Annotated in this window: 8 protein-coding genes and 1 tRNA gene; 7 read left to right on the top strand and 2 right to left on the bottom strand. The window is 63.6% G+C overall.

Features of this window, described 5'->3' with window-relative positions:
* Positions 1 to 843, bottom strand: coding sequence for a presqualene diphosphate synthase HpnD (gene hpnD / locus BLQ85_RS05550; RefSeq protein WP_074575351.1), 843 nt, complete (start codon positions 841 to 843; stop codon positions 1 to 3).
* A gap of 43 nt (positions 844 to 886) precedes the next feature.
* A complete protein-coding gene (gene hpnC, locus BLQ85_RS05545; protein WP_074575350.1) occupies positions 887 to 1,750 on the bottom strand; it encodes a squalene synthase HpnC in 864 nt (287 codons plus the stop codon).
* 122 nt (positions 1,751 to 1,872) lie between these two features.
* Here hpnC and BLQ85_RS05540 point away from each other — a divergent pair, with 122 nt between their 5' ends.
* From BLQ85_RS05540 to lon, 7 genes are all read left to right on the top strand, one after another.
* The gene (locus BLQ85_RS05540; protein ID WP_074575349.1) at positions 1,873 to 3,033 is read left to right on the top strand and encodes an efflux RND transporter periplasmic adaptor subunit; all 1,161 of its coding nucleotides are present in this window, start codon (positions 1,873 to 1,875) and stop codon (positions 3,031 to 3,033) included.
* A 7-nt stretch (positions 3,034 to 3,040) separates the two neighbouring features.
* Complete coding sequence (locus BLQ85_RS05535; protein WP_254779722.1) at positions 3,041 to 6,286, top strand: efflux RND transporter permease subunit; 3,246 nt, start codon at positions 3,041 to 3,043, stop codon at positions 6,284 to 6,286.
* Positions 6,287 to 6,403: 117 nt separating this feature from the next.
* Positions 6,404 to 6,490, top strand: a tRNA-Leu gene (locus BLQ85_RS05530).
* Positions 6,491 to 6,605: 115 nt separating this feature from the next.
* Complete coding sequence (tig, locus tag BLQ85_RS05525) at positions 6,606 to 7,916, top strand: trigger factor (protein ID WP_074575348.1); 1,311 nt, start codon at positions 6,606 to 6,608, stop codon at positions 7,914 to 7,916.
* 158 nt (positions 7,917 to 8,074) lie between these two features.
* Positions 8,075 to 8,731: an ATP-dependent Clp endopeptidase proteolytic subunit ClpP gene (gene clpP / locus BLQ85_RS05520; RefSeq protein ID WP_305790502.1), complete on the top strand. Its 657-nt coding sequence runs from the start codon at positions 8,075 to 8,077 to the stop codon at positions 8,729 to 8,731.
* 149 nt (positions 8,732 to 8,880) lie between these two features.
* Positions 8,881 to 10,146 (top strand): ATP-dependent Clp protease ATP-binding subunit ClpX, encoded by a 1,266-nt coding sequence (clpX, locus tag BLQ85_RS05515; RefSeq protein ID WP_074575347.1) that lies wholly within the window; start codon positions 8,881 to 8,883, stop codon positions 10,144 to 10,146.
* A 116-nt stretch (positions 10,147 to 10,262) separates the two neighbouring features.
* Positions 10,263 to 12,692 (top strand): endopeptidase La, encoded by a 2,430-nt coding sequence (gene lon, locus BLQ85_RS05510; protein WP_074575346.1) that lies wholly within the window; start codon positions 10,263 to 10,265, stop codon positions 12,690 to 12,692.
* Positions 12,693 to 12,747: the final 55 nt, after the last annotated feature.

Here is a 12,747-nt window from a genome sequence, read left to right as displayed (position 1 = left end):
TCAGACAACTCGCCCGAAGGCCTGCGTTTTCCAGGCCAGCCAGAACTTGCGCAGCGGCGTGAGGCTCACGCGCTGGTGCAGCACCTGGTAGCCGTCGGCGGCGATCTCGCGCAGCAAGGTGCGGTAGATGCTGGCCATCATGAGGCCGGGCTTTTGCGCGCGGCGGTCGGTTTCGGGCAGCATGGCCAGCGCTTCGTCGTAAAGCGCCAGGGCGCGCTCGGTCTGGAATTTCATGAGCGCGGTAAAGCGGTCGGAGTACTGGCGCTTCAGGATCTCGTGCGCTTTCACGTCGAACTGCTGCAGCTCGTTGACGGGCAGGTAGATGCGCCCGCGCATCGCGTCCTCGCCCACGTCGCGGATGATGTTGGTGAGCTGGAAAGCCAGGCCCAGCTTGTGTGCGTAGGCGGTGGTGGCCTCGTCGGCCTGGCCGAAAATCCGCGCGGCCACTTCGCCCACGATGCCTGCCACCAGGTGGCAATACTGCTTGAGGCCGGGGTAGTCGAGGTAGCGGTTTTGCTCCAGGTCCATCTGGCAGCCGTCGATCACGGCCTGCAAGTGGCGCGCCTCTATGCGGTAGGTGGCGGCCAGCGGCATCAGTGCTTTCATGACCGGGTGCGTCGGCTCGCCGGCATAGGATTTCAGGACCTCGGTTTGCCACCAGGCCAGCTTGGTGCGGGCCACGCCGGGGTCGGTGACCTCGTCGACCACGTCGTCGATCTCGCGGCAAAAGGCATAAAAAGCCGTGATGGCGGCGCGCCGCTCTTTGGGTAAAAACAGGAAGGCGTAATAAAAACTGCTGCCGGATGCGGCGGCTTTTTGCTGGACATACTGCTCAGGCGTCATGCGGCGATTGTCACATGGGATGCCGCGTCTTCATGGGGCCGGATCAGCGCATCCGCAAGGCGCGCCAGCCCATCAGCAGCAAGTCCCAGGGCTTGAGCTTGGGGCGCCGCTGCAAGGTGTTAAAGCCTTGCGCTTCTATCTTGTCCAGGATGCGCAGGCCGCCCTGCACCACCAGGCGCAGCTCCCAGCCGCCGCGCCCGGGAATTATTTTGCACAGGGGTGCGCCCCTGAGCATCATGGCGCGGGCGGCGCGCACATGGGCCGCGATCAGCGCGAGGGTGGCCGGGTTGGCTTGCAGCGCCAGCAATTGCGCTTCATCGACGCCGTGGCGAGCCCAGGCGTCGGCCGGCAGGTAGATGCGCCCGCGCGGGATGTCCACGCCCAGGTCTTGCCAGAAATTGATCAACTGCAGGGCGGTGCAGATGTCGTCGCTCATGTGCAGCGAAGCGGCGTCCTGGATGCCGTAGAGGTGCAGCAGCAGCCGGCCCACGGGGTTGGCCGAACGCTTGCAGTAGTCCAGCAACTCGGCCTCGTCGGCATAACGCTGCTTGACCGCGTCCTGCTCAAAGGCGCTCAGCAGGTCGGCCAGCAGGTTGACGGGCAGTTCGAACCGGGCCAGCTGTGGACTCAATTGCGCGAAGACCGGCACCCAGCGCGGGGACGGCGGCAAACCTGCCGCGGTCGCCATCAGGTCGGCGCGGTAGGCGGCCAGCTCGTCCAGCCGGGCCTGCGGCGTGGCCTCGCCCTCATCGGCGATGTCATCGGCCGTGCGGGCGAACCAGTAAATCGCCGCGATGGGCGGGCGCAACCGCGGCGGGCACAGCAGCGAGGCGACGGGGAAGTTTTCATAGTGCGACACCCCCTGAAGGGGAACCGGGGCGCTGGGCTGTTGGAGGCCTGGGGTCATGCGGGCGATTGTCGCTTGACAAGCCTCAGCATTTACCCTAGATTACTAACCGGTCAGTCAGTAGTGAGTTTTCCAAGCTTCTTCTGGCTGCATGCCGTCCGAGTTTTCACACCAATCCGACCATGAATAAAACCGTTTTCTCCGTGGTGGGCGCCGCTGTATTGCTGGCCGCCTGTTCCAAGCCCGCCCCACCCGAAGAGCCGGTTCGCGCCGTGAAGGTGCTCACCGTGGGGACCAACGCGTTTTCGTCCAGCCATGAATATGCGGGCGAAGTCAAAGCCCAGGTCGAGTCCAGGCTGGGCTTCCGGGTCGGCGGCAAGATCATCAAGCGCCAGGCCGAGCTCGGCCAGCGCGTCAAGGCCGGGCAGGTGCTGGCCCAACTGGACCCGCAGGACTTCAGGCTGGCCGCCGATTCGGCCCGCGCCCAGGTGGCCGCGGCCACCACCAACCGCGACCTGGCCGCCGCCGACTTCAAGCGCTACAAGGAGCTCAAGGAGCAGAACTTCATCAGCGGTGCTGAGCTGGAGCGCCGCGAGACCACCCTCAAGGCGGCGCAGGCGCAGCTCGAGCAGGCGCAATCGCAGTTCGCCGTGCAGGGCAACCAGGCCAATTACGCGGCGCTGGTCGCCGATGTGTCGGGTGTGGTGACGGCCGTCGAGGCCGAGCCGGGCCAGGTTGTGACGGCGGGAACGCCGGTGGTGCGCATCGCGGCCGACGGCGTGCGCGACGTGGTGTTCTCGGTGCCCGAAGACAAGGTGGCCGGCATCAAGGCCGGCTCGGCGGTCAAGATACGTGTCTGGTCGCAAAACGCCGATCTGGCCGGCAAGGTTCGCGAAGTCGCCGCCAGCAGCGACCCGGTCACGCGCACCTATACCGTCAAGGTCTCCATCGATGCCAAGGAGCCGCCGCCGCTGGGCGCCACCGTGTATGTGGTGCCCGAATCGGGCAGCGCCGTCGGTGTGCCCGTGATCAAGCTGCCGACCACGGCGCTGCGCCAGGAAGGCAAGTCCACGGCCGTGTGGGTGGTCGACAAGGCCAGCATGACGGTCAAGCCGCAAATCATCCAGGTTGCCACGGCCGACGGCAACGACGTGGTCGTGGCCTCGGGGCTGCAGGCCGGCATGCTGGTCGTGAGCGCCGGCGTGCATGTGCTGTCGCCGGGCCAGAAAGTCACTTTCTACCAGCCCAGTGTGGCCCTGGCAGGCGCCACGCCGGCGCAGACCAGCCCGAATGCCATGGCTGCCGCCGCGGCGCCCGCATCCGCTGCCTCCGGCGCGAAGTGAGGCGGCCATGACGCAAGCCCACCACGACGGCAACAGCCCTGCCGGCGAACTCGCTTCGCCCTCGACCCGCTTCAACCTTTCCAAATGGGCGCTGGACCATCCGGCGCTCACGCGCTACCTGCTGCTGGTGCTGATGATCCTGGGCTTCGCGTCCTATTTCCAGCTTGGGCAGGACGAGGACCCGCCTTTCACCTTCCGCGCCATGGTGGTGCGCACCTACTGGCCGGGCGCCACGGCGCAGCAGGTGGCCGAGCAGGTCACCGACAAGCTGGAGCGCACACTGCAGGAAGCGCCCTATGCCGACCGCATCCGCAGCTATTCCAAGCCCGGCGAGTCGCAGATCATTTTCCAGATCAAGGACTCCTCCAAACCCAGCGAGGTCGCCAACGTCTGGTATTCGGTGCGCAAAAAAATCGGCGACATGCGCGGCACCTTGCCGGGCGGCATCCAGGGGCCGTTCTTCAACGACGAATTCGGCGACGTCTACGGCGTGATCTACGCGCTGGAATCCGACGGCTTCAACTATGCCGAGCTCAAGACCTTTGCCGACGACGTGCGTCAGCAATTGCTGCGCGTGCCGGACGTGAGCAAGGTCGAGCTCTTCGGCGTGCAGGACGAAAAAGTCTTCATCGAGATCTCGCAAAAGCGCCTGGCGCAGCTGGGGCTGGACCTGAACCAGGTGTTGGCCCAGCTCGGCCAGCAAAACGCCGTTGAGGCGGCCGGCGCGGTGCAGACGCCGCTGGATGTGGTGCAGGTGCGCGTGGCGGGCCAGTTCGAGGTGATAGAGCAGTTGCGCGCCATGCCGATACGCGGCAGCTCGGGCGGCCAGCTGCGGCTGGGCGACATCGCCGAGATCAAGCGCGGTTATGTGGACCCGCCTTCCGTGAAGGTGCACCACCAGGGCAAGGAAGTGATCGCGCTGGGCGTGTCCATGGCCAAGGGCGGCGACATCATCGCGCTGGGCAAGTCGCTCACGACGCTGTCGGCCCGTATCGACAAGACCCTGCCGGCCGGCATCAAGCTGGTGAACGTGCAGAACCAGCCCAAGGCGGTATCCACCTCGGTGAACGAGTTCGTGCGCGTGCTGATCGAGGCCGTGGTGATCGTGCTGGCGGTCAGCTTCATCAGCCTGGGCTTTCACAAACGCCCGGACAACGGATCGGGCCCCTTGCCGATCTGGAAGCGCTATTACATCGACATGCGGCCCGGCCTGGTGGTGGGCATCACCATCCCTCTGGTGCTGAGCCTGACTTTCCTGGCCATGTGGTACTACGGCATAGGGCTGCACAAGATTTCGCTGGGCTCGCTGATCATCGCGCTGGGGCTGCTGGTGGACGACGCCATCATTGCCGTCGAGATGATGGTGCGCAAGATGGAGGAAGGCTACGACAAGGTGCGCGCCGCCACCTTTGCCTATGAGATCACCGCCATGCCCATGCTGACGGGCACGCTGATCACCGCCACGGGCTTTCTGCCCATCGGCCTGGCCAAGTCCACCACCGGTGAATACACCTTCGCGATTTTCGCGGTGACGGTGATCGCGCTGGTGCTGAGCTGGATCGTCTCGGTGTACTTCGTGCCCTACCTGGGCACGCTGCTGCTCAAGGTGCCGCCGCACGTTCAGGAAGTGGCCGCCGGCAAGGACAGCCCGCACGAAATGTTCGACAGCCCGTTTTACAGCAACTTCCGCAAGACGGTGGACTGGTGCGTGGAGCACCGCTGGCTCACCATAGGCGCCACCGTGCTGATCTTCGTGCTGGGCATCGTGGGCATGGGCAAGGTGCAGCAGCAGTTCTTCCCCGACTCCAGCCGGCCCGAGATCATGGTCGACATCTGGTTCCCCGAAGGCACCTCCTTTGCCGCCAACGAGGCCACCGCCAAACGCGTGGAGCAGCGCCTGATGCGGGAGGAGGGCGTGAGTTCGGTCAGCACCTGGCTGGGCTCCGGCGTGCCGCGCTTTTACCTGCCGCTGGACCAGGTCTTTCCGCAGACCAACGTCTCGCAGATGATCGTGCTGCCCAAGGACCTGAAGGTGCGCGAGTCGCTGCGCATCAAGCTGCCGGCCCTGCTGGCCACCGAGTTCCCCGAGGTGCGCGGCCGCGTCAAGCTGCTGCCCAACGGCCCGCCCGTGCCCTACCCGGTGCAGTTCCGCGTGGTGGGCATAGACCCGCTGGTGCTGCGCGAGCGCGCCGACGAGGTCAAGGCGGTGATGCGCGAAAGCGGCAACACGCGCGGCGTGAACGACAACTGGAATGAGTCGGTGAAAGTGCTGCGCCTGGAGGTGGACCAGGCCAAGGCGCGCGCGCTGGGCGTGACCAGCCAGTCGATTGCCCAGGCCTCGCGCACCATCCTGGCCGGCACGCCCGTGGGCCAGTTCCGCGAGGGCGACAAGCTGATCGACATCGTGCTGCGCCAGCCGCTGGACGAGCGCAACGCGATCACCGACATCGGCAACGCCTACCTGCCCACGGCGTCGGGCAAATCGATTCCGCTCACGCAGATCGCCAAGCCGGTGTTCACCTGGGAGCCGGGCGTGATGTGGCGCGAGAACCGCGACTACGCCATCACGGTGCAGAGCGACATCGTCGAAGGCCTGCAGGGCGCCACCGTCACGCAGGAGTTGATGCCCAAGCTCAAGGCGCTGGAAGCGAAATGGCTGGAAAAAGGCCTGCAGGGCTACCGCATCCAGGTGGCCGGCGCGGTGGAGGAAAGCAGCAAGGGCTCGTCCTCGATTGTTGCCGGCCTGCCGGTCGCGCTGTTTATCGTGCTGACCCTGCTGATGCTGCAACTGCACAGCTTCAGCCGTTCGATCCTGGCCTTTGTGACGGGCTTCATGGGCATCGCGGGCGTGGCCGGGGCGCTGCTGGTGTTGAACCGGCCCTTCGGTTTCGTCGCGCTGCTGGGCGTGATCGCGCTGTTCGGCATGATCATCCGCAACTCGGTGATCCTGATTGACCAGATCGAACAGGACCGCGCCCGCGGCGTGCCGACCTGGAACGCGATCGTCGAGGCGGCCGTGCGCCGGCTGCGGCCCATCGTGCTGACGGCCGCCGCCGCCGTGCTGGCCATGATCCCGCTGTCGCGCAGCGTGTTCTGGGGGCCGATGGCGGTCGCCATCATGGGCGGCCTGATTGTGGCGACGGTGCTGACTTTGCTGGCTTTGCCGGCCATGTATGCGGCATGGTTCCGCGTCAAACGCGAAGACCGGCTGCAGGGCGGGGCGCCTACGGCCGAAAAGCCATTGCCGGCCTGATTCTCTGCGGCTGGCCGCCCGGACGCAAAAACCGGGCGCGATACGGCTAAAATAGAGAGTTGACCGATTTCAAGCGGGGATTCGGAGGTTTTTCGGATTCCCGTTTTTATTTCCGGCGCGCGGGTGGCGAAATTGGTAGACGCACCAGGTTTAGGTCCTGACGCCAGCAATGGTGTGGGGGTTCGAGTCCCCCCCCGCGCACCACCCTGAGGCTTGCGGGCGGCAGTTCTTGCGTCCATGCGCTCAGGCGTTGCGGAAAACCCGCGACATGCCAGGTGAAAACCTGTTTTGACTACTTTTTGATCTTAGGAAGACCATCATGGCCGTGACTGTTGAAACCCTTGAAAAGCTCGAGCGCAAGATGACGCTCACGCTGCCCGTCAACACCATCCAGTCGGAAGTTGACACCCGCCTCAAGCGCCTGGCCCGCACGGTCAAGATGGACGGTTTCCGTCCCGGCAAGGTTCCCATGAATGTCGTGGCCCAGCGCTACGGCTACTCGGTGCACTACGAGGTCATGAACGACAAGGTCGGTGAAGCCTTCGCCGTGGCCGCCAACGAAGCCAAGCTGCGCGTTGCCGGCCAGCCCCGCATCAGCGAAAAAGAAGGCGCTCCCGAAGGCGAACTCGCGTTCGACGCGGTCTTCGAGGTCTATCCCGAAGTCAAGATCGCCGACCTGTCGAACGCCCAGGTCGAAAAAGTCAGCGCCGAAGTCAGCGACGCGGCCATCGACAAGACCCTGGACATCCTGCGCAAGCAGCGCCGCACCTTTGCCCAGCGCGCGGCCGACGCGCCCGCGCAGGACGGCGACCGCGCCACCATCGACTTTGAAGGCAAGATCGACGGCGAACCCTTTGCCGGCGGCAAGGCCGAGGACTACCAGTTCCTGATCGGCGACGGCCAGATGCTCAAGGAGTTCGAGGACGCCGTGCGTGGCATGAAGACCGGCGAAAGCAAGACTTTCCCGCTGAACTTCCCGGCCGACTACCACGGCAAGGACGTGGCCGGCAAACAGGCCGACTTCCTCGTGACGGTCAAGAAGATCGAAGCCGCCCACCTGCCTGAAGTCAATGAAGCCCTGGCCAAGTCCCTGGGTATCGCCGACGCGACGGTTGAAGGCCTGCGCGCCGACATCAAGAAAAACCTCGAGCGCGAAGTCAAGTTCCGCGTGCTGGCCCGCAACAAGAACGCCGTGATGGACGCGCTGGTCGCCAATGCCGAACTCGACCTGCCCAAGTCCAGCGTGCAGGCTGAACTGGACCGCATGGTCGAAGGCGCCCGCGCCGACCTCAAGCAGCGCGGCATCAAGGACGCCGACAAGGCGCCGATCCCCGAGGAAATCTTCCGCCCGCAAGCCGAAAAGCGCGTGCGCCTGGGCCTGGTGGTGGCCGAACTGGTGCGTACCAACGAACTGCAGGCCAAGCCCGAGCAGCTCAAGGCCCACATCGAAGAGCTGGCCGCCAGCTACGAAAAGCCGCAGGACGTGGTGCGCTGGTACCTGAGCGACAACCGCCGCATGGCCGAAGTCGAGGCGGTTGTGATCGAAAACAACGTTACCGACTTCGTGCTGGGCAAGGCCAAGGTCACTGAAAAAGCCATTTCCTTCGACGACCTGATGGGCCAGAACTGATTCTTCAGCGCCTTTGTTGACATTGGGGCTTGTGCTTTGCGGCGCAGGCCCCAATTTCTTTGGGCTACGGCATCGGCAGCCCGCGAGTGCGCCGCCGGCCTTCGCCGGAATTCCCGGGTGGAATTTTTGGGTACAGTACAAACATCTCTGGAGAACACATGATGGTCCGAAACAGTATTTACGGCGGCGCCCATACCGGCCCGCAAGCCGGCGCCCTGGATGCGCAAGGCCTGGGCATGGTGCCCATGGTCATCGAGCAATCCGGCCGCGGCGAGCGTTCCTACGACATTTACTCGCGCCTGCTCAAGGAACGCGTGATCTTCCTGGTGGGCCCGGTCAACGACCAGACGGCCAACCTGGTGGTGGCCCAGCTCCTGTTCCTGGAAAGCGAAAACCCGGACAAGGACATTTCCTTCTACATCAACTCGCCGGGCGGCTCCGTCACCGCCGGCATGGCGATTTACGACACCATGCAGTTCATCAAGCCCGATGTTTCCACGCTCTGCGTGGGCATGGCGGCCAGCATGGGTGCTTTCCTGCTGTCGGCCGGCGCCAAGGGCAAACGCTTCTCGCTGCCGAATTCGCGCGTGATGATCCACCAGCCCTCGGGCGGTGCCCAGGGCCAGGCGACGGACATCGAAATCCACGCCCGTGACATCCTCAAGACGCGCGACCAGCTCAACCGCATCCTGGCGGCCAACACCGGCCAGCCTATCGAGAAGATCGAGCGCGACACCGAGCGTGACTACTTCATGTTCGCGGACGACGCCAAGGAATACGGCCTGGTCGACCAGGTCATCGCCAAGCGGCCTTAAGCGTCCAGGGGCGGTCAAGCCGGCCTAGGCGGCCCAAACCCCTCAAGTTGCTCTGCAACAACGGCGTTTTCTGTAACAGAAACGCCGTTTTTTTATTGGTTATCATTAGGTAACAGTTCCCTTCAGGCTCCTTAAAGGCATCCCCACCAATGGCCGAGAAAAAAGGCTCCTCCAGCGAAAAGACTTTGCACTGCTCTTTTTGCGGTAAAAGTCAGCACGAAGTCAAAAAACTGATCGCTGGCCCCTCGGTATTCATTTGCGACGAATGCATCGATCTCTGCAACGAGATCATTCGCGACGAACTCCCCGCCGGCGAAGATGTCCGCGAAACCCGCACCGATTTGCCCACTCCCCTGGAAATCAAGGGGACGCTGGACGGCTATGTGATCGGCCAGGAACCGGCCAAGCGCACGCTGGCCGTGGCCGTCTACAACCACTACAAGCGGCTGCGCCACAAGGAAAAAGCCAAAAAAGACGATGTGGAGCTGACCAAGAGCAATATCCTGCTGATCGGCCCCACCGGCTCGGGCAAGACCCTGCTGGCCCAGACGCTGGCGCGCACCCTCAATGTGCCCTTCGTGATGGCCGACGCCACCACGCTGACCGAGGCCGGTTACGTGGGTGAGGACGTCGAAAACATCATCCAGAAGCTGCTGCAGAGCTGCAACTATGAAGTCGAGCGCGCTCAGCAGGGCATCGTCTACATCGACGAGATCGACAAGATCTCGCGCAAGTCCGACAACCCGTCCATCACGCGCGATGTGTCGGGCGAGGGCGTGCAGCAGGCGCTGCTCAAGTTGATCGAAGGCACCATGGCCTCGGTGCCGCCGCAGGGCGGCCGCAAGCACCCGAACCAGGATTTCCTGCAGGTGGACACCACCAACATCCTGTTCATCTGCGGCGGCGCCTTCGCCGGCCTCGAAAAAGTCATCGAAAACCGCACGGAAGCCTCGGGCATGGGTTTTGGTGCGACCGTCAAGAGCAAGAAATCCCGCACCCTGACCGAAGCCTTCAAGGAAGTCGAGCCGGAAGACCTGATCAAGTTCGGCCTGATCCCCGAACTGGTCGGCCGTATGCCTGTGGTCGCCACGCTGGCCGAGCTCAGCGAAGACGCCCTGGTGCAGATCCTGACCGAGCCCAAGAACGCCGTCGTCAAGCAGTTCAGCAAGCTGCTGGCCATGGAAGGGGTTGACCTCGAGATTCGCCCCTCCGCGCTCAAGGCGATTGCCCGCAAGGCCCTGGCCCGCAAGACCGGCGCGCGCGGCTTGCGCTCCATCCTGGAACAGTCGCTGATTGACACCATGTTTGACCTGCCCAATGCCAGCAATGTGGACAAGGTTGTTGTGGACGAGTCCACAATCGAAGAAAACAAGGCCCCCCTGCTCGTGTACCGTGAAGCGGCCAAGAAAGCCTGAATCCCCTAAAGGCTGGCCGGAATGCTTGAAAAGCGCTCCCCTGCGCCCCATGTCTGGGTTGATTGTGTTTCGCCGGGCCATGCAACTGGCCGTCACGGCTAACGTTTAAGGTTTATATGTCCGGACAAACTTCATTGCCTTCCACCCCCATTGACCTTCCTCTCCTGCCTCTGCGGGACGTGGTGGTCTTTCCGCACATGGTGATCCCGCTGTTCGTGGGCCGCCCCAAGAGCATCAAGGCGCTGGAGTCGGCCATGGAAGCCGAGCGCCGCATCATGCTGGTGGCGCAAAAAGCCGCCGCCAAGGACGAGCCCTCGGTCGAGGACATGTTCGAGGTCGGCTGCGTGGCCACCATCCTGCAGCTGCTCAAGCTGCCTGATGGCACCGTGAAGGTGCTGGTTGAAGGCCAGCAGCGCGCCAGCGTCAACAAGATTGAAGAAGGCGAGCAGCATTTCACGGCCAACGTCACGCCCGTCGAAACCGTGGCCGTGATCGCCGGCGACAAGACCAGTGAAATCGAAGCCCTGCGCCGGGCCGTGATGCAGCAGTTCGACCACTACGTCAAACTGAACAAGAAAATCCCGCCCGAGATTCTCACCTCGATCTCCAGCATCGACGATGCCGGCCGCCTGGCCGACACGATCGCCGCGCACCTGCCGCTCAAACTCGACGCGAAGCAGGTCATCCTCGACCTGGCCAACGTCAAGGCGCGGCTCGAAAACCTTTATGAGCAGCTCGAGCGCGAAGTCGACATCCTCAACGTCGACAAGAAGATCCGTGGCCGCGTGAAGCGCCAGATGGAAAAGAACCAGCGCGACTTCTACCTCAATGAGCAGGTCAAGGCCATCCAGAAGGAACTGGGCGAAGGCGAAGAGGGCGCCGACATCGAAGAGATCGAGAAGAAGATCAAGACGGCCAAGATGCCGCAGGAAGCCCGTAAAAAGGCCGAGAGCGAGCTCAAGAAACTCAAGCTCATGTCGCCCATGTCCGCCGAAGCGACCGTGGTGCGCACCTACATCGACGTGCTGACCGGCCTGCCCTGGAGCAAGAAGACCAAGATCAAGCACGACCTGGGCAATGCCGAGAACGTACTCAACGAAGACCACTATGGCCTCGAGAAGGTCAAGGACCGCATCGTCGAGTATCTCGCGGTGCAGCAGCGCGTCGACAAGCTCAAGGCGCCCATCCTGTGCCTGGTCGGGCCTCCCGGCGTGGGCAAGACCTCGCTGGGCCAGTCCATTGCCAAGGCGACCGGCCGCAAGTATGTGCGCATGGCCCTGGGCGGCATGCGCGACGAGGCTGAAATCCGCGGCCATCGCCGCACCTATATCGGCGCCTTGCCGGGCAAGGTCCTGCAAAGCCTGACCAAGGCCGGCACGCGCAACCCGTTGTTCCTGCTCGACGAGATCGACAAGCTGGGCACCGACTTCCGCGGCGACCCTTCCAGCGCTTTGCTGGAAGTGCTGGACCCGGAACAGAACCATACCTTCGGCGACCACTACGTCGAGGTCGACTTCGACCTCAGTGACGTGATGTTCGTGGCCACCTCGAACTCGATGAACATTCCGCCGGCCCTGCTGGACCGCATGGAAGTGATCCGCCTGTCCGGCTACACCGAAGACGAAAAAACCAGCATCGCCATGCGCTACCTGCTGCCCAAGCAGGTCAAGAACAACGGCGTGAAGGAAGGCGAGCTTGAGGTGCAGGAGCAGGCCGTGCGCGACATCGTGCGCTACTACACGCGCGAAGCCGGCGTGCGTTCGCTGGAGCGCGAACTCTCCAAGATCTGCCGCAAGGTCATCAAGGGCATACAGCTCAAGAAGATGGAAGCCAAGGTCCTTGTCACGCCGGACAACCTCAATGAGTTCCTGGGCGTGCGCAAATACAACTACGGCCGCGCCGAGCAGCAGAACCAAGTCGGCCAGGTCGTGGGCCTGGCATGGACCGAAGTCGGCGGCGACCTGCTGACCATAGAAGCGGCCATCATGCCCGGCAAGGGCGTGATCACGCGCACCGGTTCGCTCGGCGACGTCATGAAGGAGTCCGTGGAAGCCGCGCGCACGGTGGTGCGCAGTCGCGCCAAGGTGCTGGGCATCAAGGACGAGATGTTCGAAAAGCGCGACATCCACATCCACGTGCCCGACGGCGCGACGCCCAAGGACGGCCCGAGCGCCGGCGCCGCGATGACGACGGCTTTCGTGTCCGCATTGACCGGCATCCCGGTGCGCGGCGATGTGGCCATGACGGGCGAGATCACGCTGCGCGGTGAAGTCACCGCGATCGGCGGCCTGAAGGAAAAACTGCTGGCGGCCTTGCGCGGCGGCATCAAGACCGTGTTGATCCCCGAAGAGAATGCCAAGGACCTGCAGGAGATTCCCGACAACGTCAAAAGCGGTCTGGAGATCGTGCCGGTGAAATGGATAGACCAGGTGCTGCAGGTCGCGCTTGAGCGCCAGCCTGTTCCCCTGACGGATGAAGAAGCCGCCGTTGCCGCGCAGGCCGCTGCCGCTGTGCCGGCGGAAGCCGCGGGCACGGTCAAACATTGAATCTTTCGCAAAGTTTTTTCGGGCAGTTTGAAAAAGCCGAAAAACTACGCTATAA

It is taken from the genome of Polaromonas sp. JS666 (assembly GCF_900103405.1).
In the GTDB taxonomy this organism is placed as follows: Bacteria; Pseudomonadota; Gammaproteobacteria; order Burkholderiales; family Burkholderiaceae_C; genus Polaromonas.
Note: the sequence above shows the minus strand (reverse complement) of the source record. Positions and strands in the feature narration are given on the sequence as shown.